This is a genomic window from Corynebacterium sp. HMSC055A01 (assembly GCF_001809405.1).
Taxonomy (GTDB): Bacteria; Actinomycetota; Actinomycetes; order Mycobacteriales; family Mycobacteriaceae; genus Corynebacterium; species Corynebacterium hesseae.
The window spans coordinates 1-25,762 of record NZ_KV797536.1 but is presented as its reverse complement, the minus strand read 5'-3'; the positions used below and the strand labels follow the sequence as shown (position 1 = coordinate 25,762).

General features: G+C 60.0%; 22 protein-coding genes and 1 tRNA gene. 10 read left to right on the top strand and 13 right to left on the bottom strand.

Annotated elements, in window-relative coordinates:
• The 5 genes from fdxA to typA all read right to left on the bottom strand — a co-directional run bounded on the left by fdxA (position 1) and on the right by typA (position 5,237).
• Positions 1-324: a ferredoxin gene (gene fdxA / locus HMPREF2604_RS02230; protein ID WP_070524905.1), complete on the bottom strand. Its 324-nt coding sequence runs from the start codon at positions 322-324 to the stop codon at positions 1-3.
• Positions 325-374: 50 nt separating this feature from the next.
• Complete coding sequence (locus HMPREF2604_RS02225; RefSeq protein ID WP_070562118.1) at positions 375-767, bottom strand: hypothetical protein; 393 nt, start codon at positions 765-767, stop codon at positions 375-377.
• A complete protein-coding gene (locus HMPREF2604_RS02220; protein ID WP_070562850.1) occupies positions 764-1,630 on the bottom strand; it encodes a PIG-L family deacetylase in 867 nt (288 codons plus the stop codon). The genes HMPREF2604_RS02225 and HMPREF2604_RS02220 overlap by 4 nt, the downstream gene beginning before the upstream one ends.
• Positions 1,623-3,224, bottom strand: coding sequence for an ABC transporter family substrate-binding protein (locus HMPREF2604_RS02215; protein WP_070562847.1), 1,602 nt, complete (start codon positions 3,222-3,224; stop codon positions 1,623-1,625). Before HMPREF2604_RS02215 ends, HMPREF2604_RS02220 begins: the two co-directional genes overlap by 8 nt.
• Positions 3,225-3,326: 102 nt before the next feature.
• The gene (gene typA, locus HMPREF2604_RS02210) at positions 3,327-5,237 is read right to left on the bottom strand and encodes a translational GTPase TypA (protein WP_070524897.1); all 1,911 of its coding nucleotides are present in this window, start codon (positions 5,235-5,237) and stop codon (positions 3,327-3,329) included.
• A gap of 272 nt (positions 5,238-5,509) precedes the next feature.
• Here typA and HMPREF2604_RS02205 point away from each other — a divergent pair, with 272 nt between their 5' ends.
• Genes HMPREF2604_RS02205 through HMPREF2604_RS02195 form a run of 3 tightly spaced genes read left to right on the top strand, consistent with a single transcriptional unit; the run spans position 5,510 to position 7,728 of the window.
• Positions 5,510-6,229 (top strand): Rv1157c family protein, encoded by a 720-nt coding sequence (locus HMPREF2604_RS02205; RefSeq protein ID WP_070562844.1) that lies wholly within the window; start codon positions 5,510-5,512, stop codon positions 6,227-6,229.
• Complete coding sequence (locus HMPREF2604_RS02200; RefSeq protein ID WP_070562841.1) at positions 6,229-6,765, top strand: ribonuclease FAU-1 family protein; 537 nt, start codon at positions 6,229-6,231, stop codon at positions 6,763-6,765. The genes HMPREF2604_RS02205 and HMPREF2604_RS02200 overlap by 1 nt, the downstream gene beginning before the upstream one ends.
• A gap of 42 nt (positions 6,766-6,807) precedes the next feature.
• Positions 6,808-7,728, top strand: coding sequence for a DUF808 domain-containing protein (locus HMPREF2604_RS02195; RefSeq protein WP_070562837.1), 921 nt, complete (start codon positions 6,808-6,810; stop codon positions 7,726-7,728).
• Here HMPREF2604_RS02195 and zupT read toward each other — a convergent pair.
• A complete protein-coding gene (gene zupT, locus HMPREF2604_RS02190; RefSeq protein ID WP_070524888.1) occupies positions 7,721-8,518 on the bottom strand; it encodes a zinc transporter ZupT in 798 nt (265 codons plus the stop codon). The genes HMPREF2604_RS02195 and zupT overlap by 8 nt on opposite strands.
• 9 nt (positions 8,519-8,527) lie before the next feature.
• A complete protein-coding gene (locus HMPREF2604_RS13845) occupies positions 8,528-8,716 on the bottom strand; it encodes a hypothetical protein (protein WP_141746412.1) in 189 nt (62 codons plus the stop codon).
• 49 nt (positions 8,717-8,765) lie between these two features.
• On the opposite strand from HMPREF2604_RS13845, the gene HMPREF2604_RS02185 reads away from it, so the two are divergent.
• From HMPREF2604_RS02185 to HMPREF2604_RS02175, 4 genes are all read left to right on the top strand, one after another.
• The gene (locus HMPREF2604_RS02185; protein WP_070562834.1) at positions 8,766-9,803 is read left to right on the top strand and encodes a substrate-binding periplasmic protein; all 1,038 of its coding nucleotides are present in this window, start codon (positions 8,766-8,768) and stop codon (positions 9,801-9,803) included.
• A gap of 10 nt (positions 9,804-9,813) precedes the next feature.
• Positions 9,814-11,109, top strand: a complete 1,296-nt coding sequence (locus HMPREF2604_RS02180; RefSeq protein WP_141746411.1) for a hypothetical protein — start codon at positions 9,814-9,816, stop codon at positions 11,107-11,109.
• 397 nt (positions 11,110-11,506) lie between these two features.
• Positions 11,507-12,286 (top strand): MFS transporter, encoded by a 780-nt coding sequence (locus HMPREF2604_RS13840; RefSeq protein WP_141746410.1) that lies wholly within the window; start codon positions 11,507-11,509, stop codon positions 12,284-12,286.
• Positions 12,287-12,340: 54 nt separating this feature from the next.
• Positions 12,341-13,183 (top strand): hypothetical protein, encoded by an 843-nt coding sequence (locus tag HMPREF2604_RS02175; protein WP_070562828.1) that lies wholly within the window; start codon positions 12,341-12,343, stop codon positions 13,181-13,183.
• A 71-nt stretch (positions 13,184-13,254) separates the two neighbouring features.
• Here the strand turns inward: HMPREF2604_RS02175 and selB are convergent, their stop codons facing one another.
• The 3 genes from selB to HMPREF2604_RS02160 form a co-directional block, all read right to left on the bottom strand.
• Positions 13,255-15,045: a selenocysteine-specific translation elongation factor gene (gene selB / locus HMPREF2604_RS02170; RefSeq protein ID WP_070562825.1), complete on the bottom strand. Its 1,791-nt coding sequence runs from the start codon at positions 15,043-15,045 to the stop codon at positions 13,255-13,257.
• The gene (gene selA, locus HMPREF2604_RS02165; RefSeq protein WP_210384654.1) at positions 15,046-16,329 is read right to left on the bottom strand and encodes an L-seryl-tRNA(Sec) selenium transferase; all 1,284 of its coding nucleotides are present in this window, start codon (positions 16,327-16,329) and stop codon (positions 15,046-15,048) included.
• Between the two features lie 24 nt (positions 16,330-16,353).
• Positions 16,354-16,448 (bottom strand) — tRNA-Sec (locus HMPREF2604_RS02160).
• Between the two features lie 35 nt (positions 16,449-16,483).
• Here HMPREF2604_RS02160 and selD point away from each other — a divergent pair.
• Positions 16,484-17,461, top strand: a complete 978-nt coding sequence (gene selD / locus HMPREF2604_RS02155) for a selenide, water dikinase SelD (protein WP_070524877.1) — start codon at positions 16,484-16,486, stop codon at positions 17,459-17,461.
• On the opposite strand, the gene nrfD is transcribed toward selD, so the two are convergent.
• From nrfD to fdnG, 3 genes are read right to left on the bottom strand one after another with little or no spacing between them, the layout of a single operon-like run.
• The gene (nrfD, locus tag HMPREF2604_RS02150) at positions 17,451-18,545 is read right to left on the bottom strand and encodes an NrfD/PsrC family molybdoenzyme membrane anchor subunit (RefSeq protein WP_070524875.1); all 1,095 of its coding nucleotides are present in this window, start codon (positions 18,543-18,545) and stop codon (positions 17,451-17,453) included. The genes selD and nrfD overlap by 11 nt on opposite strands.
• Positions 18,542-19,585 carry a 4Fe-4S dicluster domain-containing protein gene (locus HMPREF2604_RS02145; protein ID WP_070524873.1) on the bottom strand — a complete coding sequence of 348 codons (1,044 nt, stop codon included), beginning with the start codon at positions 19,583-19,585 and terminating at the stop codon, positions 18,542-18,544. Before HMPREF2604_RS02145 ends, nrfD begins: the two co-directional genes overlap by 4 nt.
• A gap of 9 nt (positions 19,586-19,594) precedes the next feature.
• Positions 19,595-22,867: a formate dehydrogenase-N subunit alpha gene (gene fdnG, locus HMPREF2604_RS02140; protein ID WP_246818360.1), complete on the bottom strand. Its 3,273-nt coding sequence runs from the start codon at positions 22,865-22,867 to the stop codon at positions 19,595-19,597.
• Between the two features lie 86 nt (positions 22,868-22,953).
• Here fdnG and HMPREF2604_RS02130 point away from each other — a divergent pair, with 86 nt between their 5' ends.
• Together HMPREF2604_RS02130 and HMPREF2604_RS02125 are read left to right on the top strand one after the other, a co-directional pair.
• Complete coding sequence (locus tag HMPREF2604_RS02130) at positions 22,954-24,024, top strand: lipoate--protein ligase family protein (RefSeq protein ID WP_070562812.1); 1,071 nt, start codon at positions 22,954-22,956, stop codon at positions 24,022-24,024.
• A 117-nt stretch (positions 24,025-24,141) separates the two neighbouring features.
• Positions 24,142-25,512, top strand: a complete 1,371-nt coding sequence (locus HMPREF2604_RS02125; protein WP_070562809.1) for a dicarboxylate/amino acid:cation symporter — start codon at positions 24,142-24,144, stop codon at positions 25,510-25,512.
• The last annotated feature ends 250 nt before the right edge of the window (positions 25,513-25,762 follow it).

Sequence of the window (25,762 nt, the reverse complement as noted above, 5' to 3'; positions counted from 1 at the left end):
CTACTCCTGGTTCTGGGGTGGGAGCTTAGCGATCATCGGGACGTCAAAGTCCTGCGGTCCAAGTGCTGCTGCGCCACCCGGAGAGCCGAGATCATCAAAGAAGGCAGCGTTGGCGTCGTTGTAGTCCAACCACTCATCCGGGACGTCATCCTCGTAGAAGATGGCCTCCACCGGGCAAGCCGGCTCGCAGGCGCCGCAGTCCACGCACTCGTCTGGGTGGATGTAGAGCATGCGCTTGCCCTCGTAGATGCAGTCGACCGGGCACTCTTCAACGCAGCCGCGGTCCATCACGTCGACGCAGGGCTGCGCGATGGTGTAAGTCATAAGGTGTTTAAACTCCTGTGTGTCACGGGTTTTCTACGAATAACAGTATGCTACTCCGAGGCGAAAAATGGCCAAACGCTGCCCGCGATTCCCGCGGCGAACAGCAGCAGGCTGAGAATATTATTGGCCAGCAGGCTGCCCTCCCCGAAGGCGGCTCCCAGCATGAACGCGAGAAAACCTGCGACCCAGGCCAGTCCTGGCACGCCTGCGATGTAGGGATTCTCACTCCACAGACGCGCTGTGCGAGTCAACACCCCGTTGAACCAGAAGGCGATGAGGATGGTGATGGGAAAGGCCACGCTGGCCCCGTCAAACCACGGCACCCGGGCGGTAAGGTAGACCACCTCGAGCGTCAGCGAGCAGAGCGCTCCCACGACCAGCCACACCAGGCCACCTATTTGCTCGCCGCGAGAGAAGTCTGTGCGAATGGCGCGCTCGGTCACTTCTCCCCCAGCAATGAGTCCTGCGGCTCTCCCTGACCAAGCTGGTAGAACTCCTGGCGCAGCAGCGGCATCGTGAGCAGATTGGACAAGGCATAAGCGGCGGGGACTTGGGCGGGGTCCTGAAGTCCCGCCTGGGCGGAGTAGGGGTTGACGGTGGTGAGGGAGCCGTCGGCAAGCCAGATCTGCGTGGCGTGCGCCAGCATGGCTGCGCGCTTGGCAGCACGTGCCGCGTCGCGAAGTTCATAGGTCACGTCACAGCCGGCGTTGGTGAAGTTGTCCAGGTACGCCTTGTCCGGCAGGCTCCAGCCTTCGGGCGGCGTGATGACCTCCAGACCCCGATAGTGCGCCGCGCGCTCGAAGACCGCCCACCAAATGCGCTGCTCTGGTGCGGCGGCCGCATGCACAGCCTTGTGCACCGCGATGTGGTCTGGGTGACCGTAGCCGCCGTCCGGGCCATAAGTCAGCACCGCGTGCGGACGCAGTTGTTCAAGGTGGCCGCGCAACAGGTCTGCTGCTTCCTCCACACGGTTGACCAGGGCCCGCGGGTGATCATGGGCGGCGGAACCTTCCATCCCGGAGTCGCGAAAATGCCCGAAGCCGCCTAGCTGGATGCCATCAACGCCTAATGCGTCGAGCGCGTGCTTAAGCTCCCAAGCGCGGAACCCTCCCAGCTGATCTGTTTCCGCGAGGCCTTGGTAGGGCTCGCCGATGATTTCGCCCTCCTCCCCCAGCGTCGCGGTAATCACGGTGACCTCCGCACCGCGCGCGGACAAGTCCGCCAACGTGCCGCCTGTAAAGAGCACCTCATCATCCGGGTGCGCGTGAACGGCCACGACACGGTAGCCGGTGAGATCCTTATTCATCGTCTTTCCTCCACTGCGGTGCACTAATCAGACCGGAGTCCCAGTCCTTGATGCTTTGTCCGGGGCCAACAATACCCTTGCCCAAAGCGTGGATTCGCACCTCATTAAGCAACGGGACGAAGAGAACTTCTTCTTTGTTGAGGTGCTCCACCTGCTCTTGAGCCGCTGCGGAGTCGAGCTTTCCCGACAAAATATCGGTAGCAGTCTTCGCGGACTCTTCAGGGCAGAACCCCGACTGCGTTGCCGCAGGCCGTGTGGGCGTTGCACACACGAAGTAGTTAGCCAGACTCAGCGCATCGATGCCGTTTTCGTCCCACGCCACCACGGCATCTACCTTGCCAGCCGGGAGCAAGTCAGAGGTTATGGTAGTCGGGCGTTCGGTGACGACCTCCGCGTCGATGGCCTTGGCTTGCAGCACGTCCACGATGGTGGTGGCCGCAGCCAGGGCAGTTGGATTGAGGGGATCCGCGGCGATGCGCACGGGTTTGCGGCCCGCACGCTCACGCAGCGGGGCAAGTTCTGCGTTGCTATCGAAGGGATTCTCCCCCGGTTCGAGCTCCGAAGCGCGGCCGGTGGCAAGCCGGGCCAGCTGGTCGGTGTTGAGCAGCGAAGCCAAGGCGCGGCGTTGCGGCTGTTCCTCGAGTGCGCCCTCGGCGGCCGACATCTCCAGGCGGAGCTGACGCTGCCGGGTCACCACACCGGTATTGACGTTGCTGAGCAGGCTCAGATTCTCCAGGGTGGTCTGCTGCGGGGTGAAGTCAGCAAACCCAATCTGGTGCGAGCGCAGCATGTTCACCGCCTGTGCGGTATCGCGCACAGCGCGCAATTGGATCACGTCGATATGTGCGGGATCCTCTCCCCAGAACCGGTCATTGCGGTTAAGCGTGATAATCCCTCGCCCGCGGTCCATCCCCTCGACGAGGTAACGTCCAGCAGAGGCTGGGATACCCTCAGCTAAGGCCGAGGTGAAGTCCTTGTCCTCCAGCACATGGGAGGGCAATAGGTGGGCAAAGAGCTTGTGCCAGTCCTCCACGCGGTGGTCGAAGTCCACGGTGACCACTCGCCCATTACCGGAAGTCCGCACGGCCGAAATTGCCCGGTAACCGGACACGTTTTTAGCGCCCGGAGTGCGCGTGATCTGGGACCACAAATAATTGAAGTCAGAGCCTGTGATCGGCGTCCCATCGGACCATTGCGCTGGCGCGGCGATGGTGTAGCGCACTCGCATGGCAATGCTGCCCGGAGCGTCGATTTCCTCGGCGGATTCGAGGACATCCGTGTCCATCTGGTCCCCGTGGAAGGCCGAGGGCAGCACTAGCTCCGCGATTTGGTTGACCAGTTCCGAATTATTCGCCACGAGGTGCGGGTTAAGCCCGCCGCGCAGCGGGTCCACCCCAATGGCCACGGTGCTGCGCTTCGGCAGTGCGTCTTCCTCGGGTGCTTTCTCCGGCGGCGGACTGGTGGTGCTTGAGTTCGTGGGCGTGGCGCTGCGATCTTCCTCGTCCACAACCGGCGGCGGCCCGGGGTTGGCTTGGCATGCAGTCAGCACGGCGGCTGCGAGAATGACTCCGAGCCGGGGCAGGAAACGGTCCACTCCACACAACCTTTACGTCCGGAAAACTCTTCCGCGCTATTTTAATACCCCGGGGCAGGTGGTCCTAGCGGTGGGGCGCCGCTTGGCGACGCCCACAGCGGCCTACTTGTTGAGCTGCTTAGCGCGTGCGGCCGCGCGCTTGCGGTCGGTGGCAGACAGTTCAACCTTGCGCACGCGCAGGACCTTCGGGCCCACCTCGACGCACTCATCGGTGCCACAGAACTCCAGCGCCTCATCGAGGGACAGGGTCTTGGCCTTAGCCAGCGTGACGGTGGCGTCGGCGGTGGCGGAGCGCATGTTGGTCAGCTTCTTTTCCTTGGTGATGTTGATGTCCATATCCTCATCACGGTTGTTGGCGCCGACGACCATGCCCTCATAGGCCTCCATGCCCGGCTCCACGAAGAAGTCACCGCGGTCCGCCAGCTGCTGCAGAGCATAAGCGGTGATCTGGCCGGAACGGTCGGCCACGAGCGAGCCGGTCGGGCGAGCCTTGATGTCTCCGGCCCACACGTCGAGACCATCGGAGATGGAGTTGGCGATGCCAGAGCCGCGGGTCTCCGTCAGGAACTGGGTGCGGAAGCCGATCAGGCCGCGCGCTGGGACGCGGAAGACCATGCGGACCCAGTCGCCCTCGCGGACGTCCATGGACTGCATCTGGCCCTTGCGGGAGGCCAGCAGCTGGGTGATGGCACCCTGGAATTCCGATGGGGAGTCGATGGTGAGCATCTCGTAGGGCTCCATGGTCTTTCCATCGATGACCTGGGTGACCACCTGCGGCTTGCCGACGGTCAGCTCGAAGCCCTCGCGACGCATGTTCTCGATAAGCACGGACAGTGCCATCTCGCCGCGGCCCTGTACCTCCCATGCATCGGGACGCTCGGTCGGCAGCACCTTGATGGAGACGTTACCGATGAGCTCCTGGTCCAAGCGGGCCTTGACCATGCGGGCGGTCAGCTTGTCGCCGCCGCCCTGGCCTGCCATCGGGGAGGTGTTCACGCCGATGGTCATGGAGATAGCCGGCTCGTCGACCTTAATGCGCGGCAGCGGCTTCGGGTCCTCGACGTCGGCGATGGTGTCACCGATCATGATGTCGGAGATACCGGAGATAGCCACGATGTCGCCGGCGATGGCCTCGGTGTCCGGCTGGCGCTCGAAGCCGACGGTGCGCAGCAGCTCGGCCACCTTGACCTGCTTGACGTGCATCTCGCCCTCGTCGTCGTAGTGCATCCAGGCCACCTGCTGGCCCTTCTTGATGGTGCCGGAGTAGATGCGCAGCAGTGCGATACGACCCAGGAAGTCGTCGGAGTCCAGGTTGGTCACGTGGGCCTGCAGCGGGGCGTCGACCTTGGCGGAGGGCTCAGGGAGGACCTCGTAGATAACGTCGAAAAGCGCCTGCAGGTCGTCGGCGTTAGGAACGTTGCCGTCACCCGGGTTTTCGGTCGAGGCCTTGCCCTCGCGGCCGGAAGCGTAGAGAACCGGCAGGTCCAAGAGTTCCTCGGCGGCAGCGGCTGCTTCCTCATCTTCGAGGCCGGCAGCGATTTCCAGCAGAAGATCCTGCGCTTCGGTGACGACCTCGTCGATACGGGCGTCGGGGCGGTCGGTCTTATTCACGCAGATGATAACCGGCAGCTTGGCTTCCAGTGCCTTGGTGAGCACGAAGCGGGTCTGCGGGAGGGGGCCTTCGGAGGCGTCGACAAGCAGCACGACGCCGTCCACCATGGAGATACCGCGCTCGACCTCGCCGCCGAAGTCGGCGTGGCCCGGGGTGTCGATAACGTTGATGATGAGGTCCCCGCCGTCCTTGCCCAGGCCCTTGCGGTGAATGGCGGTATTCTTCGCCAGAATGGTGATGCCGCGCTCGCGCTCCTGATCATTGGAGTCCATGACGCGGTCCGAGTGTTCGCCATGGTCGCCGAAAGCGCCGGACTGCTCCAGCATTCCGTTGACGAGGGTGGTTTTACCGTGGTCAACGTGTGCGACGATGGCTACGTTACGGAACTCAGTATTACTCACGTGTGGGGTGCTCCTTTAAAGCATGATGCGTTAGCGGTATGAACGGCCCTTAAATATACTCTCTAGCCCTTTCATGTGCAGCATCGCGCGCATCGCACGCATTAGCGCGCGATGTAACGAAACGATATCAACAGCCGACATACCGCACAGTAGGTCTCTATTTAGAGTTGACTACGCCAAAAAAGTGAATATTGTGGCAGCAGATACTATTGTGACGCATGTGATTTAGTTTCCTGCCGCCACGTTCCCATACCCAAACACAAGGATTTTCCATGGCCCTTTCCGAACAGCGCTCTTCCCGCTCCGCCCGCCGTGGCGTCGCCGGACTAACTGCTGCCGTGATGATGGGCTTCCTCAGCATCACGCCAGCACATGCCGGCGCCCCCGATCTCTCCTCGCTGGTGAACATTCCACAGAGCAGTAGCCCGCTGGACAGCCTCGGCCGCCCCACCCCGGAGACGCAGGAGCGTGTTCGCGCTTTCGCGGCACAGCCATGGATCCCGCAGGAGGCCCGCAGCGCCATCCTCACCGCCCTTAACTTCTCCGCCGGTGACGGCGGCGAAGGCGGTGTGGCCCTGCCGGAGGGAAACAACCCCGGCTTCCGCCAGTTCTACTGGCCTACGGTCTCCGCGCAGTGCATCGGCGGGCAGGGCGATTCGGTGGGCTCCGCCATCGCCGTGCCTGGCCCGACCGATATGCCGGCCCCAGGCGCAGGCGAAGGAGAAACCGTCTTCCTCTTCACCGCGCTAGGCACCCCCACCGCCGCTGAGCAGCAGGGTGCCATGAGCGTCCAGTGGTTCAACCTGGATACCTTCCAGTTCGGCACCACTCCCCTGTTCAACAACGGCATCAACGCCGATGGGCCGACCACGGTCTCGGGCCGCGCAGCAACGGGCAAGGGCACCGTCGTGGCGGTCCTCTCTGGCGCGGTCAACACTACTGAATCCTCGTGTTCTTTCCCACCTACCGCGGCTTACCTCGAGGTGAACTAATGAGCACTGACCTGCACCCAGTCAAGCAAGAAACCTTTAACACCACCGACAACATCAATGTCGACCCGAAAGGTTTTCAGCGGGAGGTAGACACCTACCGGGTCACCGACTTTGGCCTTTACATGGCCCGCGGCGCCAACCACCCGCGCTTCGGCTACCTTGAATCCTGGTTGCTGCCGGAGCTGGGCCTGCGCGCCAATATCTTCCACTTCCGCGAGGGCGTGGATGTCCACCAAGATTTCTACATTGACGTCGCTGATATCGACGTCGACGGTGATGTGTGGACTACCCGCGATCTTTATGTCGACTTGGTCTCCACCTCCGGCGAGCCGGTTGATGTGCTCGACATCGACGAGCTAGCCGCCGCAACCTCCAACGGCCTCATCAGCGCCGAGGAGGCCGAGCGCGCCATGGAGCGCACGCTTACCGCCGTCGAGGGCATCACACGCTACGGCGATGACGCCATGAATTGGCTGCGCACGCTGGGCATGGAACTTACCTGGGCAGAAAATGTGGAGCTCGTTCCTGCCGAGTAACCTAGGGTAAACACTTACCCCTACACCACAAGGAAGTGAGCCATGGCCGGTGGCCTTTTTGCCCTGCTTGATGACGTCGCCCTGATCGCCCGCTCCGCTGCCTCCAGCGTCGACGACGTAGCAGCATTGGCCGGAAAGACCTCGGTGAAAGCAGCGGGAGTCGTCGTCGATGACGCCGCTGTTACGCCTCAATATGTCCAGGGCGTCAAGCCGCAGCGTGAACTGCCCATGATTTGGCGTATCACCAAGGGCTCGCTGATCAACAAGCTCGTCATCATCCTGCCTATCGCGCTCATCCTGTCGTGGATTGCCCCGTGGGCGCTCACCCCTATCCTCATGTGCGGCGGTACCTACCTGTGCTTCGAGGGCGCAGAGAAGATTTTCCACGCTGTCCTCCACCGCGGCGAGGAGGAACAGCAGACAGTGGAAGAAAAGGGCCCCGATGCCGAGGACTCCCTGGTCAAGGCCGCTATCACCACGGACCTCATCCTCTCCGCCGAGATCATGGTGATCTCCCTCAACGAGGTCATCGACCAGCCCTTCTGGCTGCGCCTCGGCGCCTTGGTTGCCGTCGGCATTCTCTTGACCTTAGGTGTTTATGGCGCCGTCGGGCTCTTGGTCAAGATGGACGATATCGGCCTCGCCCTGCTCAAGCGCCACGATGGCGATTCGGCCGTGGGTACCGCCTTGGTCAAGGGCATGCCCATCGTGCTCAACATCATCGGCATCATTGGCACCGCCGCCATGCTGTGGGTCGGCGGCCACATCGTGGTCAAGGGCTTGAGCGAGTTCGGCGCTGAGCAGCCTTATGGCTTCATCCACCACGTGACCGAGAGCATCAGCAATGGCGCGCTCGCCTGGTTGGCGGACACCGGCTTGTCCATGTTGTGCGGCTTTGTTCTCGGCTCCGTTATCGTCACCATCATCATGGCGGTCAAGGCCACCGCGGAGCGCGTTAAATAAACATCGCGAGGGACACTGCCATGACCGCCATACCGGCGATGAGGCCGTAGATGGCGCAGTGGTGTTCGCCGGTCTCCTCCGCCGTGGGCAAAAGCTCATCCAGGGAGATGAACACCATGATTCCTGCGATGACGGCAAAGCTTATGCCAAACGTCATCGGGCCAATGAACGGCATGAGCAGAGCGAATCCGATAATGGCGCCGACAGGCTCAGCGAGCCCAGAAATCGTGGCCCACCAAAATGCCTTCGTGCGCGATCCCATGGCACTGCGCAAGGGAACCGCAACCGCAATACCTTCCGGAATGTTGTGGATGGCGATGGCCACCGCAACGGGGATCGCAATCTCGGGGGCTTCGAGGCCCGAAAGAAATGTGGCAAATCCCTCGGGGAAGTTGTGGATGGCCAGTGCGAAGGCGGTGAACATGCCGGTCTTCATCAGCCTCTTGCGGCGTGCTTCTTCCTCTGTAGTGGCCGGCTCGTGCGGGTTAATCTCCTCGGGAACGAGGCGGTCGATAATGGCGATGACCGCAATGCCGGCGAAGAACGCCGCCATCATCGTCCACGTGGCAGTGGCCTCTGCCCCAAGGGTGCTTTCCAGCTTCTCTAGGGACTGCGGCAGGATCTCCATAAAGGAGACGTAGAGCATCACGCCCGCAGACAACCCCAGGGCTGCGGCCATAAACTTCGGCCCGGGCTCGCGCTTGCCGACGGCCAGGGCGGCACCGATGGACGTCGACAAGCCAGACAACAGCACGAGGCTGAAAGCAAAGGCGATGGTGGCTAGATCCATAGTGGGAAACTATAGCCTGTCTGTGCTGTCCTCTGGCGGTAGCGCAAGTGACTCGCCGTCCTTGACTGTCGGGTCGTCGTCGGTGTATTCGCCGGTTTCGTAGTCATAGCCCACGGCGTGTCCATCTTCATCCGTGCGCGCGTACCACGAGGTAGCTTCAGTTACGGTGAAATTGGATTGGTACTTTAGAGCTATCAACCAGCCAAAGCCAAACCAACATATTATTGTTAAATTTTAGAATTCTACTATGAAGCAACTCTTTAACAAGATTGTCCCACAGAGAAGAATGGGACTGATCCGATCATTAATTCTTGTAGCTCTGGTACTTGCGACCACGGTTATTGTTTTTAGCCAATTTCGTGCAACACCACCCAAGAAAATCACCAATGCAACGATCTCCGCTGCTGAATGGGACCCGTATATCGGCCCGAATCTACGTAATGACGGTCCAGTAGCGGAAATGATCCGAGACATTTTTCGTATGCAGGGGATACAAGTTAGCTTTAGCTACTCCGACTGGGCATCAGCGGAACGTGAGGTTTTGGACAACGTTTCGATAGGCGTAGCCCCTGTCGTCGATGCTCCCCACAGAAAAGAATACGGAAGCTACAGCGACCCAATCCTTTCCTTCTCATACGTCTTATTCGGTAAGCAAGGAAACAGCATTAAGGAGAAAACCAAAAACGACCTCAGCGATATACGCATTGGAAGAATTTCTGGTTACCAGTACTGGGACGAGCTCGACAACTCTGGAGCCTCATTCTCCACTTTCAACGACGGCTATGAGGCGTTTAACGCCTTAGCCAACGATCAAGTGGATCTCGTTGCAGAAGGAAGCATTGCGGGGAACACAATTCTAGAGAGCCCCACGTTCGAAGACAGCGCCGATCTGTATGAAATCGTCGAGCTGGACCCCAACTTAAGCTCCGATACCAGAGGCTTACACCTTTTCATGAATAGTTCTAACGAATCGAAACTCCTCATGTCCCAATTCAATGAAGGATTAAGAAAATATAAACAGACAACAACATATAAGACTCACCTAAAAGAAGTCGCAGACGCAGATACCCAAGTTAGTCTCTCCACCGGAGATAATCGAGCAGTTGAAGTCTATTCCGCGCAGAACGAAATGCTGATCGGCCGCACTCCACGCGGCACGGAAGGGATCCTACGACATTGGCCAAGTTCGGACGGCGAAATGGCCGAGGTTAAAATCACCTCAGGTCCTTTTTCCGGCCGCATTGCCAAGATTCATATTGATAACCTAGAGGTAATTAATGGCTAAGTTTAGGTGGATGGCACCGATTTACCTCGGCATCACGTCTTCGCCAGGAATTCGTGATAGGGCTAAGACTGATTACCTTGCATTCCTAAAAAACACGGTCCAGGAAACTGAACTGGATTCGCTCGTCTCACCACGCTCGGCCGCGGATCAACGATTAGCAGGCTGGGCAAAGGCCGCAGCCTCAGAACATCCTTGGTCACAAGAAGTGCTTGAAGGTACACAGCGCATCCAGCACCCCGAAGCCGCTGATGGAATTGAACTAGTCGGTGAAATCGCAGAATGGACTTTGTATGACCATGGCGTTCTGATCGCGACTGGCCAGGTCGATGTAGATGACTCATTGATTCGCAAATGCGTAGAAAGTGGCGACATAAACCCGGTCGAAGATCAGATTCGGGAATACTGCGAAGCAACGACCAAAACTCTAGCCGAGGACATCAGCAGAGCCCTCATTGATACCTGGTCTAAAAAGCTCAACAAGAATGCAGAGCAATTCGTAGCACTAGACTCCTATGTGGCTGCTGAACCACTCTGGGTGACACGTGCAATACAGCTCCCCCGTTCGAACGACTTACTTACTAGGTTTGCTCAGCTTTGGGTATCGGGCGTGGATGACGAGAACATAGCTGAATTTGATGAACTCAAAAAGGGCACACGCGCACAGGTTGCACGATGGATGAATCATATTCACGCTTTAGAGTATCCCGAGACAAACAATGCAAAATGGTCAGCACTAAAGCATGCTCAGTTCTTTTGGGCAGCCTTACAGAAGGTAGACCACCGCTTACGCAGTATATTAAATACTTCTATGGCTCCAAAGGGTGAAAATGCGCTACCTAAATTGCGCCATGAACTAAACGACTCCGTTAATTCAGCTATAGAGTTCATACTTATGTACGATGAGTACCGCCAATACTCATCCCGACAAAAAATGAATTATGTAAATCAATACTTGAAAGCTTGGAATTTCGAAGATGACCTTTACACACCGGTCAATCGAAAGATAGAGCTATGCAAGGCACAGTTGGATCACCTTGCAACTCAGCAGCAAGAGCAGTCGGCAGTTGTAACTGATGTTATACTTCTCGGAATTGGCCTTACCTCACTACTAGCCACTGCGGTCGGGCTAGTTCAATTTGGCCGCGACGCAGCTTCTGACCCTGAACAAACCATGTTCGACCTTGGCAGCGGCAGCATCACTTCTTGGCTCTCTTCCCAACCGATGGATGCTGTCGTGCTGCTATCGCTGGCGATATCCATGCTGCTAATGTTTCTATTCGCATGGCATCGTCGACAAGGTCTATAAGATGTCTACAGCTCTTTTGACTGCTGGTCTTCGGTTTTGTCTTGACGTGCAGTTCTGGTTCCCGACGTGGTTTTTTCTTCTAAAGCACCAAGGTTTTAGCACTTCTGAAGCCGTTCTCGCCGATGCGGTTTTTCACGGGGTCTTACTTATTTCAGAAATACCGGCGGGACGACTCGTCTCATCACTTCGAAGAACAACAAGCATTAAGCTCGTATGCGCCTTTACGACAATAGTGTTTCTCCTCCTCCCATTCACCCCGAATCTACCCGCCCTAGTCCTCACCTGGACGGCATGGGGATTCTTGTGGGCTATGGCGTCTGGCCTAGACACCGCTTATACCTGGGAACTCGCCGAATCTAATTACGTCGATTTTCCACCGCACAAATTTCTGTCTCTCATGAAGATTGTCAGCGGTACTTCGGTTGCACTCTCGATAATTTTTGCGGGGTTTCTCTTTGAAATCTCTCCACCGCTTCCCTTTTTGCTCACTGCTTTCTTATCAGCGATGGGTCTTACATTATCTTTTTGGTTACCTAACCCACCAAGCGTTAAGTCAAAGACTAATCATTCGCATTTTAACGAAATAGTTCGGGGAGAACCCCTACTCCAGTTTGGCATCTTAAGTTTATCTAGCATTATTACTGTAAGTATTTCGATTAGGATTTTGTTCCAACCTGTGGCTCATGACGAATCAATTCCACCATCAGTAATCAGCTTTTTCTACGTATCGATCGCTGCCGCCTTTTCAGCCGGCCAGGCCATAGGAGCTTGGTTTTCAAGCCATACGGTCAGACGTACAGTAATGTCTCACTCAGTTCTATTAATCGCTATCTCTTTCGTCTATGTATCATCTGGGTTGCTGTCAAATTATAGCATCCCGCTGGGATCCCTTTTTATTATTTTAGGTTCAGTAATTTGTGGATTTTCTACCACGTTTAGCGAGATAGTTATCGCCACCTACTCCTCTTCAGAGTTTCGAGTTACTGCCCTTTCAATTGCGTCCGCCATTAGCGGAGCAGCACTACTAGTTTTACGACCAATCCTGGTATGGCTTTATGATTCTTTCGGAGTTGTTTGTGCGTTTATGACTTCTGGTTTAATGTGCCTCGCCTTGTTAATCGGCACACGACTATTTTGGAAATGGAGAACAACTAGATTTGAACATCCTCCTGCGTAAGCTTGAGACAAGTCCGTCGATTCCCATCTGACCCACGAGGTGACTGTCGCAACCATGGCGCTATATCCGCTAGCTCCTTCTTATTTTGGTGTCGAGCACGTCGCGGTTCTTGAGCACGTGAACTTCTCCACCGCGTTGAGCATCCCTGGGTTGGCGCAGGAGCCTGCGCTCGTCGACGTTTCCTTGCTCCCCGACCCCACCACCGGGGGTTGGCGCGTGCATTCAGATTTCGGCTTCTTGGGCTCACTCGATGGCGAGGAGTCCGCAGAGTATCCCGCCCTGAATCGACTGCGCATGGCGGCAATGAACCCGGCGACGCATGCCACCGTCGACATTGTCGACGGCGAGGTGGAGATCGCCATCGCTTTGGGGCTCGACCCGTGGATGGTTCCCGCCAACAACCAACCGGCGGGTACCGCGCTGCTCAACGGCGGACAGGGCGCGCTTGTTCGCGTCGCGGAAGGCGAGCTCACCGCATATCAGCTCCGCACGATGGGCACGGAACAGTTCTTCGTGACGCTCGTGCTTCTCGACGACACCGTCCTCGCCACCCACGACAACCTCGTCCTCGGTCCGTGCGCGGGGCTCTCCGATGCCCCAGCGCTGGCCGCCGCGTTCGCGGCCGCCACCCAATCCGGTGCCTCCCTTGCCGCCCGTGCTTATGCTGCCGCGGGCCGCATCGCAGTGGACCTTCCCCTCGACCCCGAAGACCCTGCTCACCCTGCTGAACTCTTCATGCCCGCGGCCCCACCTCTGCCAATCGACCCAGACAAGCCTGCCATCCCGCCAGTGCTCAACCCCAATGCCGATTGGGAGTTCACTGCCCCGGCCGATCCCCTTGCCTCACCGCTGCCGACCGGTCCACGCGCCTTCACGTCCCCCAAAGACACCTTTTAACTAGCACCATATGCACAGCAGCTAATACGCTGGCCTGGGCTTTCTCCGAAAACCGGCCACAGATGGTGCCTTTACTTTGGTTCCTTTGCCCCTGCCGCGCGCACGAATCGCTTTCCGTCGACTAGGCGCGTCGCACCCGTGGCGTCGAGGTGCTCCAGCAAAGGGATGGCAACCCGGCGCGTCGTGCCAAGTGCCTTGCGTGCCTCCGAGAGGGTGAAGGGCTGTTCCAACTGTGAGACCACGGCGAGTGCCTCGCGCGGAGCTGAAGGCAGAAGCACCACACCGTTAGCCAGCCGGAGCAGGCGCCCAGCGCGTTCGGCAGCGGCCAGCTCTTTCGGGCCCAAGCCCAGCTCTTTGAGGTCTTCCGCTTCCGGGGCAGCAAAGGGGTCCTCGCGCAGTCGCCGCTCAAGCTCCGCCACTCCCCTCTCCGCGGGGCCAAGGTCGACGGTCTGCCCGGGCATGCGCAGCACGCCATCAACTGTCTCGAGCTTGGCAGCTGCTACCGCTAGGCCTAACAAGACCGGCTCGGTCAGTCCCAGTGCATCCATGGCCGCTGCCTTAGCTAGCCCCGGGGAGAGCGGATTCGCCTTGGCGTGGGCTTCCACAGCCTGAATCAAAGACCTTTTCCACGCAGTGACCTGGCTGGCGGCGATCCACCACTCGCGGAACTCAATGACTCCCGTCGGCTTCTCTGCCACAGAAAAGCCATCGCGCACAAGACCACGCAGCTCCGCGTAGCCACAGCGCTTGAGCCACTGGGTCGGGTTCGTTGCTTCTAAAGCTTCTAACTCAACAGCGCGCTTCTTGGCATCGCCGCGCCTATTCAATTCAGCTGGGTGTACATCGACCACTACTAAACCGGCCACGACGTGCCGCCCGCCCGGACTGCGCACCACAAACCTATCGAGCAAAGTAAGTGGTAGCGGGCTTTCCAGCGTCAAACGCGCGAACTCACCTCCTAAAGGCCGCAGCCGCGCGCCCACTCCCGCGGTGCCGATGTGCACAACGAGGTTCTGCGGAAGCTCGCTCATGTCAGTACCGAACGTTCGCCGCACATCCACGGTGCCGAGCACACGCCAGCACCCAGGGCTAAGCAAAGCATCTCCGCGATGAACCTGGTCCGCAGCCACCCCGCGCAGGTTGAGCGCTACGCGCGTGACGGGTGCAGCGCTGTCCACTGCCCTGTTCTCACTGTGCACCCCACGCACCGTGGCGCGTTGCCCACTGAGCTCAAGGTCATCGCCTACCGATACCGTCCCGGCCGCCAGCGTTCCCGTCACCACGGTTCCAGCGCCCTTCACGCTGAAGGCGCGATCCACCCACAATCGCACGCGCGCCTGCGGATCCGGCGCGGGCATAGCAGCAAGCACGCTATCCAATTCGGCACGCAGCTTCTCCACGCCTTCGCTGGTCTTTGCGGAGACGTAGACAATGGGGGCGTCGGCAAGCGCTGTTCCAGCCAGTTCTGCTTTGACCTGTACGGCGACCTCTGCCCGGCGGGCAGTATCAGCCCTATCAGCACGAGTCAGCGCCACCACGCCGTGCTCGATTCCCAGGGCACGCAACGCGTCACGATGATCGGTGGACTGCGCCTGCCAGCCTTCATCGGCCGCCACCACAAAGAGAACCACCGATGCCGGCCCCACCCCGGCCAGCATGTTGCCCAAGAACTTCTCGTGCCCCGGCACATCGACAAATGCGACGTCCGCGCCCGAGCCCAGCCTCGTCCACACAAATCCTAAATCGATGGTCAATCCGCGCCGCTTTTCTTCCTCCCAGCGGTCCGGTTCCATCCCCGTCAGCGCCTTGACCAGGCTCGACTTGCCGTGATCCACGTGCCCCGCAGTGGCCACTACATACACCTAGATCACCGCCCGCAATGCCGCGATGAGCTCGGCATCCTGTGCCTCCGGCACACACCGCACATCCACCAGGCAGCGCCCCTGATTCACGCGCGCCACCACAGGAGGCTCACCCAACCGCAACGGCCGTGCCAACTCCTCTGGCAACGCCACGGCCCACCCCGGTAGCGGCACCTCGGGTGCCCCGCCACCGCCGACGCGTCCGGCGTGTTCGACGACCTCACCGCCAACTGCCGCTGCCACCTTCTCCGTGCGCTCGCGGTGGCGCTGCGGATCAATGTGGAGCGCGTCCTGCACGGCGTTGGAGGGCGTGGACAGAGAGGCCTCGAGCGCGTTGAGCCGTAGCTTATCGATGCGCACCGCCCGCGCCAACGGATCTTTCTTGCACGCAGTAATCGCTTCCTTTGCACCGACGAGCACCCCGGCCTGCGGGCCGCCGAGCAGCTTATCCCCTGAAAAGAGGACAACGTCGGCGCCATCGCGAAGAGCCTCGCTGGCGGAGGGTTCTGCCGGCAGCGCGTCATCTGGTCTAAGCAACCCCGAACCGATATCCACGATGAGCGGCAAGTCGGTGAGCGCACGAAGCTCAGCAACCGATACCGAAGAAGTGAACCCACTGATCAGGAAGTTGGAGGGATGCACCTTCAAGATGGCTCCCGTGTCCTCCCCCATCGCCCGCTCATAGTCCGCCAGGTGAGTGCGGTTCGTAGCGCCGACCTCGCGCAAGCGGGTGGCCGTGGACTCGATGAGCTCGGGCAAGCGGAATCCCGCGCCAATCTCGATGAGCTCACCGCGGGAGATGATGACTTCCTTGCCAGGGGCCAAGGCCGCCGTAGCCAACAGCAGCGCGGAGGCACCGTTGTTCACTATCAGCGCATCCTCCGCGCCGGGGCATGCAGCCAATACCGCATCAACGGCCGCGCGGCCCCTATCGCGTGAGCGCAGGCCGCTGTCCAGATCCATCTCAACGTCCGTATACGATGCCGCGGACACTAGCGCATCTACCGCAGCCGGCGGTAAAGGAGCCCTGCCCAAGTTCGTGTGAATGATGACGCCCGTGGCGTTGATGACGTGGCGCAAGGAATATGGCTGCACAGCATCGAGCCTGGCGGCCAGCTCCTCCTCAATCTGGGAGGGGGCGAGGGAGCCGGAGCGGGCGTCGGCAAGCACGGCGTCGATGATCGCGCGCACCGAGTGCGGTGCCAGGCGGTGGTGGGCATCCTGCACCGCCGGGTACTGGAGGATCTCATCCATCTTCGGGATAAAGCGGCGGGGGTCAGTCATCAAAGTTCCTCCTAGCTGCGCACATGGCGGAGACGGACAGGAATCGAACCTGCCAGACCGAGATGCTCGGCCTCACCGGTTTTGAAGACCGGGGCGCCCACCAGGACACGTACGCCTCCGTCTGCTCACCTTACACGGGGCTAAAGTAGGACTTATGACTGACATTAAACTTACGTCCTTTGCCGCCGGTGGCGGTTGCGCCTGCAAGATTCCCCCGGGAGAACTCGAGTCTGCTGTGGAAGGCCTCGTGGGCACCGCAGACCCCAACGTGCTGGTCGGGCTTGACGACGGCGACGATGCCTCCGCCGTGCGCATCCCCAACGGCCTGGCGGTCATCTCTACCGCGGATTTCTTCACGCCGATGCTCAATGATCCCTACGACTGGGGCCGCGTGGCTGCTGCCAATGCGCTTTCCGACGTCTACGCCATGGGGGGCACCCCCATTACCGCCATCAACCTGGTTGGCTGGCCGCGCGAGGTGCTTGGTCTCGACATTTTGCGCGAGGTCCTGCGCGGCGGCATGGACGTGGCATCTCAGGCCGGCATCTCCATTACCGGCGGTCACTCCATCACTGCACCGGAACCCACCTATGGTTTGGCAGCCACGGGTATCGTCCACCCGGATAAAATCCTGCGCAACGACGCCGCCGAAGCTGGACTTCCCATCACGCTGACCAAGCCGATTGGCGTGGGCATCCTCAATAACAAGCACAAAACCACCGGTGAGGTCTCCCAGGCCGCGGTGGACTCCATGACCGCGCTTAATCGGGATGCCTCTGCGGCAGCCGTGGCGGCCGGGGTGCGCGCGGCAACCGATGTCACCGGCTTTGGTCTTCTGGGCCATCTCTACAAGATGTGCCGCGCCTCCGGTATAGGCGCAGAGCTGGACTTCTCAGCTGTTCCTGCGATTGAAGGTGCCAAGGATGCCTTGGCGGATGGCTTCATCCCGGGTGGCTCGCGCCGCAATCTGGATTGGGTGCGCCCCCACCTCGACACAGATTTGAGCGAGGAAGACTTGATTTTCCTCGCCGATGCCCAAACATCCGGTGGACTCCTCGTCATCGGCGAGGTTCCCGGCTACCCAGTCATTGGCCGGACTGTGCCGGGCGATGCACGGATTTCTATCCGCTAGTCACCGTCGAATGGCTGAGGCCCTCTGCCCTGCGGCGGGCTTCAGCGCGCCGCTTTTGGGGGCCAATGCTTGTCGACGGATCCTTCACCGCCTCCAGCCCAGCGTTGAGCACGCCAAAGCGCGTGCACGCGGATCCCGCCATGAGCGCCACGCCGGATACCACCGACACCGCGCGCGACTTTGTCGCCGACGCGATTACGGTTCCCACCCCACCCGCGGCGATGAGCGCCTCAGAGGCCTTCATGAGTTTCCCGGGCGTGCCTTCGTGCAGCGGGCGAAGAGGCTCAGGCTCCATGTTCGCTTCCATGACACGGGTCGCGGCCAGATCGGCCGCTGCGGCAGTAATACCGAGCGCTCGTGCCGCGCCCGCATTCTCCACCGGGGTAAAGACCATGACAGCACCCGACGCCGCTGCCGAGGCCGAGGACACGAACACATAGGGCAGGTGCTTCTTCGCGTCATTCCACGTCGGGTTTGATGTGTTGGCCAACAGCACCGCGGTGTAACCCGCCAGCGGTCCGCCAAGCACGCCGGCGACAGCGCCTGCTGGGCCCGCGGCCTTATTGAGGAGGCGGCGAAGCGGCTCCGGCAGCACACCACCGACCAGCTCGTCCGCTTCCACGACCGCGGGCAGGGCCGCGGCGGAAGCGAAGCTGCCCAGGATCCACGAGCCGATGGACATCGGCGAGGTCACCTTGAAGACGCGGAACATGTTGAGCAGGCGCTCTGGGCGGCCGAGGTCCAGCACCAAAAAGACCGAACCTACCGACGCCGCGGAGAAAGCCGTCAACCGCGTCGAGCGTTTCAGCGGTGCGTTCCCAGTGGCCTGGGCACCGGCGGCCAACATCGCAGAACCGCCGGCCACGCCGCCGAGGAAGAAATAGCCGCCGATGGGCCACTCCCACGGCGGGGCCTTGACTACTGGCTTGCCGTAATACGAGGAGAACTCGAAGTCCTCGGCCATGCGCTCTTCTTTGGAACCATCCTGTGCGCCGGCTCCGACTCGTCCACGCCGGCGCTTCTTGCCGCCGCCACGCCTGCGCCTAGGCTCCTGCGGCGGGCGGTACTCATCAAACTCGCTCACTTGCGGCCTCCCAACATGAATGCCCCGGCCACAGCCAGCGCCATTCCTCCGATAGCTTTCGCTGCGGTCTTGTACATCTGCGGCAAATCCGCCGTGGGCACGCGCGGATCCGGCGGCAGCCCATAAACCTCAGGAGAGTCGAGCAACAAGAAGATTGATCCCGTTCCCCCAACACCATCTTGCGAGTTTGCTCCGTAGAGACGAGCCTCCGTCAGCCCTTGCTCGTGGAGGACGCGCACGCGCTCCCGCGCTGCGGCAAGCATCTCCTCGTAGGGGCCGAATTGGATGGAGTCCGTCGGGCAGGTCTTGGCGCAGGCAGGCTGCTCACCAATTTTCAGGCGGTCATAGCACATGGTGCATTTCTGGGCCACGCCCAGATTCTTAATGGGCATGGCCTGTCCCGGTGTATGGTCGGGGCCCTGCGGCTTGAGTTGCTTCAGCTTTGCCAACACGTTTACGCCCGCGTGGTCCGGAACCTGGTAGTCCACGGTGGCCGTTTTATCCGCCTTCAGCGTCACGCCGCCGTCATCGCGGCGCTCAATCACGCCGAACGGACAACCGGCCACGCATGTCCCGCAACCATTGCACACATCATCTTGGACCACGACGGTGCCGAATTCGGAACGGAACAGCGCGCCTGTCGGGCACACGTCCAAGCATCCAGCGTTGGTGCAATGCTTGCACACGTCGGAGGACATCAACCACCGGAAATCATCGGTATCCGGGGTCATGCTTGGGGCGGAAGCTTTGGGCATGCCTAGCGAAACAAGTTTCCGTCCCTCCTCGCGAGCCTGTTGAATACGCTCGTTGCTTTGCTCAATGAAGGCCACGTGGCGCCAAGTATTGGCGCCCAGCGAACCAGTGTTGTCATAAGAGTCACCGGTGACCGCGTACCCCTCAACCGGGTTTCGGTTCCACTCTTTACACGCCACCTCGCAGGCCTTGCAGCCAATGCAAATCGAGGTATCCGTAAAGAAAGCCATGCGCTGATAGGACTCATAGCCGTGCTTATCAGCCTTTTCGGTCAAAAGATTAGCCATTGGTCCTCCTTAGCTTTCTTTGCCTTCATAGTCGGCGACGTTTCCAGCAGTCGCATCATCACCCGTGTTGTCCTCGGTAGCTGCTTTCTCAGTGCTGAAGGCATCGTCAACATCCAGGATCCGGTTGCCGGAGTCCACGGTGAGGTGTGCTCGTTCTTGGTACTCGTGCAAGAGCTGAAGACGTGCCTCGCCACGCGGGCGGCGGCCCGGCTGGATATCGCACGCGCCCACCTTGGAATTCTGGATGAATACGTTTGGTTCCAGGGTCAGGCCCAACAGGTCGTTGGCGCCATCGCCGGCTACCTCGGTGGTCTCCGATTCTCCGTAGTGATACGGCAGACCGATCTGGTGGAAGTCCTCACCATTGATAGTAAGCATCTCCATGCGGTCCGTTACCAGAACCTGTGCCTCGATGACACCGCGTGGGGACACGATGGTGGCCCACTCACCGTTGACCAATCCACGCTTGGCGGCCAGCTCCTTGTCCACCTCGCAGAAGAGTCCCGGCTGCAGCTCCGCCAAATAAGGCAGGCGGCGTGACATCGCACCCGAGGTATACATCTCCGTCAGGCGATAGGTGGAGAAGACGAACGGGAAAACATCAGCACCGCGCTCCCCCGGCTCCGGGCGGGAGAGGTTGTCTTCGCGCTTAATTGTCAGACGCGTCGGCGACTGCTGCTGCTTGTACAGCGCATTGTGTACCGGTGATTCTTGCGGCTCGTAGTGAGTCGGCAGCGGGCCGTCAGACAATCCCTTCGGCGCGAACAGCCAGCCTAGGCCGTCGGCCTGCATGATAAACGGATCGTCGCCATCGAGGGCATCAGGGCCAATGGCGTCGACAGGTGCCACGTAGTCCGGGCGCTTCGTCAACGGGAAGTCGGGCACGTCATCGCCAACCCACTTTCCTTGCTCTTCATCCCACCAGATGTACTTCTTGCGCTCCGACCACGGAGTTCCATCCGGCTTTGCGGAAGCACGGTTGTACAGGATGCGGCGATTGGCCGGCCAGACCCAACCCCAGTCGAGAGCAACCTCGTTTTGCTCCGAACCCGGAACCTTCTTCGCAGCATGGTTGATGCCGTCCTTGTACACACCGGTGTAAATCCAGCAACCGCCGGAGGTGGAGCCATCGGTACGCATTTCTGTAAAGGCAGGCAAGAGCTGCCCCTTCTTCGGGCCGTCGAGATAGTAACCGTTGATCTCCCGCAAAATCTCATCCGAGCTCGGATCGCCGTGTTCATCTTCGGTGTAGTCCCAAGTTACGGACTTGATTGGCAGGTCGCGCGGATCAGTTGAATCCGCGAGGCGCTCCCTAATCTTCTTGCCCAGCTGGTAGAAGAACCACGCCTCGCTGCGCGCTTGCCCAGGTGGCGGAACCGCTTGGAAACGCCACTGGACCATGCGCTGAGTCTGGGTAAAGGTTCCGGACTTCTCCACGTGGGTAGCTGCCGGCATGAGGAAGACCTCAGTGGCGATGTCCTCAGTCTTCAGCTCGCCGTTCTTAATCTCCGGCGAATCCTTCCAGAAGCTTGCAGTCTCAATCTCTTGGAAGTCGCGTACCACCAGCCATTTCAGGGAAGCGAGACCGCGGCGCTGCATACCACCGTTGGACTGCGCCACCGCCGGATTCTGACCGAAGACAAAGTAGCCCTCTACCTCATGGCGCAGCATGGCCAGCAAGGTCTCATAGGTCGAGTGCGCACCAGAGAGGCGCGGCATGAGGTTAAAGCCCCAGTCGTTCTCCTTGGTAGCGGCATCGCCCCAGTAGGACTTCATGAGCGAGACCGCGTAGTTCTCGCCCAATTGCCAGAAGCCCTTCTGGTCCGCCGCGCGGAAAGAATCCAGGTAATCCGACCAGGTTTCCTGGTCCACATGCGGCATGGGCAGGTAGCCCGGAAGCGAGTTGAACAGGGTCGGGATATCCGTCGAACCCTGAATCGAGGCGTGCCCGCGTAGCGCCATGATGCCGGAACCGGGGCGGCCCACGTTACCCATGAGCAGCTGCAGGATTGCCGCGGTGCGGATGAACTGTGCACCCAGAGTGTGCTGGGTAAAGCCCAAAGCGTAGGCAAAGCACGTTGTGCGCTCCGGGTTAGAGTTCTGCGCAATGGAATCCGCCAAGTAGTAGAAGTCCTCCGGCGAAATGCCGCACGTCTCCTCCACCATCTCCGGGGTGTAGCGCGAGTAGTGGCGCTTGAGAATCTGGAAGACCGTGTTCGGGTCCTCCAGCGTCATGTCCTTCTCCACGTTCCACGAAGAGCCCTCGGGCTTTTGGACATATTGCCACGAGTCCGTGACATATTTGCCCTTCTCTGCGTCGTATCCAGAGAACAGGCCCTCCAAATCCTCGGTGTCCTTAAAGTCCGGCGAAATTATCGACGCCGCGTTGGTGTAATTCACCACATAATCGTGGAAATACAGGTCATTATCCAGCACGTACTTGATAATCGCGCCGAGCAGTACCACGTCCGTGCCACCGCGAATGCCGATGTGGCGGTTCGCAAAGGCAGACGTACGCGTATAACGCGGATCAACGTGAATAATCCGCGCGCCGCGCTTCTTGGCTTCAACGACCCATTGGAAACCCACTGGGTGGCATTCCGCCATGTTAGAACCCTCGATGACGATGCAGTCCGCATTCGCCATATCCTGCAGCGGTTGGGTTGCGCCGCCGCGGCCAAACGAAGTTCCTAGACTAGGAACGGTGGCGGAGTGTCATATGCGCGCCTGGTTTTCCACCTGAATGGCGCCGGTGGCAGTAAACAGCTTCTTGATGAGGTAGTTCTCCTCATTATCCAGCGTCGCACCGCCCAATCCAGCGATACCCATCGTGCGGTTAAGGGGACGCCCCTGCTTATCGACGTCCTCCCAGTGCCTTGCGCGCGATTCCACGAAGCGGTCCGCGATCATGTTCATCGCGGTCTCTTCATCGAGCTCCTGCCATTCGGTGGCATAGGGTGCTCGGTACTTGATCGCGGTGATGCGAGTCGAGGAGTTAATGAGCTGCTCAGAGGCCGAGCCCTTAGGACACAGACGTCCGCGGGAAATTGGGGAGTCCGGATCGCCCTCGATTTGGATGACCTTGTCATCCTTGACATAGACGCGCTGGGAACAGCCCACCGCGCAATAGGGGCACACCGATTGCACCACGCGGTCCGCGTCTACGGTGCGTCCGCGCAGATCTTCGCTCTTAGCCGACTGCGTAGACACATCGCGACCGAAGGCATCCTTGTTCCGGATCTGGCGCACGACGGGCCAGTTCAGTGGGCTAAAACGTGACATACCTTAAACCTACTTGCTTGCCCCAGCGTTTTCCAGCTGCCACTACCCCGCCTCTCCGAACAGCACCGCTGAGTACGCTGACAACTATGAACCACACTAAGCACTTTGAGCTCAAGGTCCCCGGCGGCAAGTTGCTCGTCGTTGACCTCGATTTAGACACCGACAACACCGTCACTGCCGCGAAGGTTTCCGGCGACTTCTTCCTCGAGCCTGAGGAGGCCTATGAGGCACTAGCCCCCGCCTTGGTCGGCATCACCACCGCCACCTCGACAGAAGAGATCCAGTCCCGCCTCGATGCGGCCCTGGCTCGCGTTGACGCCCCGGTAGCTCTCCACGGCTTTGACACCCACCACCTTGCCGTCACCGTTAAGCGCGCGCTGTCTGGTGGCACCGATTTCACCGACCACCACTGGGAGATCCTGCGCCCAGGTGTTCTCCCCACGCCCGTAAATGTCGCACTTGACGAGGTTCTCCTCAACGAAGTTGCTGAAGGAAAGCGCGGGCCCACGCTCCGATTTTGGGAATGGGAAGATCGTGCCGTCGTATTCGGTTCCTACCAGTCCTATGCCAATGAGCTGGATCAGGAGGGCGTCGACAAGCACGGCATTGTTCCGGTGCGCCGAATCTCCGGCGGTGGCGCGATGTTCATGGAGGGTGGCAATTGCGTGACCTATTCCCTGTACGCCCCGGAGTCGCTCGTGGCCGGCTATTCCTACGAGGCCAGCTACGAATACCTGGACCAGTGGGTGCTCGCGGCGCTGAACAAGCTTGGCGTCAATGCATGGTACGTGCCGATTAATGACATCACCTCGGACGGCGGCAAGATTGGCGGCGCCGCCCAGAAGCGCCGTAAGGGCGCGGTACTGCATCACACCACGATGAGCTATGACATCGATGCGGACAAGATGATGGAGGTCTTGCGCATCGGCAAGGTCAAGGTCTCGTCCAAGGGTCTTGCCAGCGCAAAGAAGCGCGTCGACCCGCTCCGCCGCCAGACTGGCGTGCCCCGCGAGGAGATCATCGAGACCATGGCGCGCGAGTTCGCCACCCGCTATGGCGCCATCGACGCCGAGCTTTCCGACGACTCCCTCGCCGCCGCCCGCCACCTCGTCGACACCAAATTCCTCAACGATGAATGGACCAAGCGTATCCCATAATTTGCGGGGGAATTTCTGGGCAGCGTACGGTGTTATAAGTTCAAGTGAACCGATCGGTACGAGAGTACCGAACTAAATGGTCCATTTCTATACAACACTGTCTAGAAGGAAAATCTCGTGTCAGACACTTCCTCTCGTGCATCCTCCCGCACGCTGCCCTCTTGGGCCACCGGCTTTGGCGCCCAAGTTATCGCCGGTCTCATCATCGGCCTTATCCTCGGCTTCATCGCCTCCGGCATGGAGTCCGAGTGGCTCTCCGATACCCTGTCCGGCGTCGGCGGCGCCTACGTCCAATTGCTCAAGGTGATGGTCCCGCCGCTCATCTTCGCGGCCGTCGTTACCTCGGTTGCCAACCTGCGCAAGGTGGCTAATGCAGCCTCGCTGGCGATCTCCACTCTGGTCTGGTTTGCCATTACGGCGTTCTTCTCCGTGCTTGCCGGCATTCTGGTCGCCCTAGTAATGAAGCCGGGAGTAGGCACAACTGTCGATGCTTCCACCGCCGCCGACCCATCCCACATCGGCTCCTGGACCGCTTTCCTCCAGCAACTTGTCCCCGCCAACTTCTTCGGGCTCACCGCTTCGCTGAGCGACGGTGAAATCTCCCTCAGCTTCGGTGCCCTTCAGCTCCTTGTCATTTCCCTCGTGCTGGGAATCGCCGCCGTCAAGGCTGGCAAAGCCGCCGATCCCTTCCTGCGCTTCACCGAATCCTTCCTCAAGGTCATCCAGGTGGTCCTCTGGTGGATCATCCGCCTTGCCCCGATTGGCACCGCCGCTCTTATCGGCAAAGCCGTGGCCACCTATGGTTGGGATGCGCTCAGCTCCTTGGGCAAGTTCGTCCTCGCTATGTATGTGGGCCTTGCACTCGTCATCTTCGTGGTTTACCCCGCCGTGCTCGTCTTCAACCGGATCCCGGTTGTTGGCTTCTACAAGCGCGTGTGGCCCGTCTTCTCCCTCGGCTTCGTCACCCGCTCCTCCATGGGCGTCATGCCAGTTACCCAGCGCTTTACGGAAAAGGCCATGGGCGTGCCCCGAGAATACGCCTCCTTCGCCATCCCGCTGGGCGCTACCACCAAGATGGACGGCTGCGCCTCCGTCTACCCGGCCATCGCCGCCATCTTCATTGCACAGTTCTACGGCGTTGATCTCTCCTTCACCCAGTACCTGCTCATCATCTTCGTTTCCGTCATTGGTTCCGCAGCAACCGCCGGCACGACCGGCGCTACCGTCATGCTGACGCTGACGCTCTCCACGTTGGGTCTTCCGCTCGCCGGCGTGGGTCTCTTGCTGGCCATCGAACCCATCATTGACATGGGCCGCACCGCCGTTAATGTCACCGGTCAGTCGCTGTGTGCCACCATCGTGGCCAAGCGCGCCGGCATTCAAGACGAAGCCGTCTGGGATGCTGCTGGTAACGGAGTCTCACACATAATGAACGAGGACCAAGACGCAGACGAGCCCGAGACACAGCCGGTCAACACGACTGCATAACTCTTCCTGCCCCTCCCCAAGCCTTCCTAACACGCAAGAGCCGTGTAGGAAGGCTTCGGTATTTCTGCCCAAGCGACGGGCTTTACCCGTCGTTCTTTTCGACGGTGTCAGTGTAGAGCTCGGCACTTGGAGCTATGGGGTCGTCGTTCTTTCCGACGGTGGGTGTGTTCTTGGGTTCTTTCCCTTCCGACTGTTTGGAGTGGTGTCGCCGTTTGATTCGACGAGGGCTAGGCCCCTGTTCTTCGTCATC

Bases quoted from the DNA above. Each gene is read 5' to 3' on its own strand.
- selD (WP_070524877.1), top strand. From the start codon at position 16,484: ATGACTGACATTAAACTTACGTCCTTTGCCGCCGGTGGCGGTTGCGCC.
- HMPREF2604_RS02180 (WP_141746411.1), top strand. From the start codon at position 9,814: ATGGCACCGATTTACCTCGGCATCACGTCTTCGCCAGGAATTCGTGAT.
- fdxA (WP_070524905.1), bottom strand. From the start codon at position 324: ATGACTTACACCATCGCGCAGCCCTGCGTCGACGTGATGGACCGCGGC.
- HMPREF2604_RS02220 (WP_070562850.1), bottom strand. From the start codon at position 1,630: ATGAATAAGGATCTCACCGGCTACCGTGTCGTGGCCGTTCACGCGCAC.
- HMPREF2604_RS02175 (WP_070562828.1), top strand. From the start codon at position 12,341: ATGGCGCTATATCCGCTAGCTCCTTCTTATTTTGGTGTCGAGCACGTC.
- HMPREF2604_RS02195 (WP_070562837.1), top strand. From the start codon at position 6,808: ATGGCCGGTGGCCTTTTTGCCCTGCTTGATGACGTCGCCCTGATCGCC.
- selA (WP_210384654.1), bottom strand. From the start codon at position 16,329: ATGACTGACCCCCGCCGCTTTATCCCGAAGATGGATGAGATCCTCCAG.
- HMPREF2604_RS02200 (WP_070562841.1), top strand. From the start codon at position 6,229: ATGAGCACTGACCTGCACCCAGTCAAGCAAGAAACCTTTAACACCACC.
- HMPREF2604_RS02205 (WP_070562844.1), top strand. From the start codon at position 5,510: ATGGCCCTTTCCGAACAGCGCTCTTCCCGCTCCGCCCGCCGTGGCGTC.
- HMPREF2604_RS02130 (WP_070562812.1), top strand. From the start codon at position 22,954: ATGAACCACACTAAGCACTTTGAGCTCAAGGTCCCCGGCGGCAAGTTG.
- HMPREF2604_RS02145 (WP_070524873.1), bottom strand. From the start codon at position 19,585: ATGGCTAATCTTTTGACCGAAAAGGCTGATAAGCACGGCTATGAGTCC.
- HMPREF2604_RS02185 (WP_070562834.1), top strand. From the start codon at position 8,766: ATGAAGCAACTCTTTAACAAGATTGTCCCACAGAGAAGAATGGGACTG.
- HMPREF2604_RS13840 (WP_141746410.1), top strand. From the start codon at position 11,507: ATGAAGATTGTCAGCGGTACTTCGGTTGCACTCTCGATAATTTTTGCG.
- zupT (WP_070524888.1), bottom strand. From the start codon at position 8,518: ATGGATCTAGCCACCATCGCCTTTGCTTTCAGCCTCGTGCTGTTGTCT.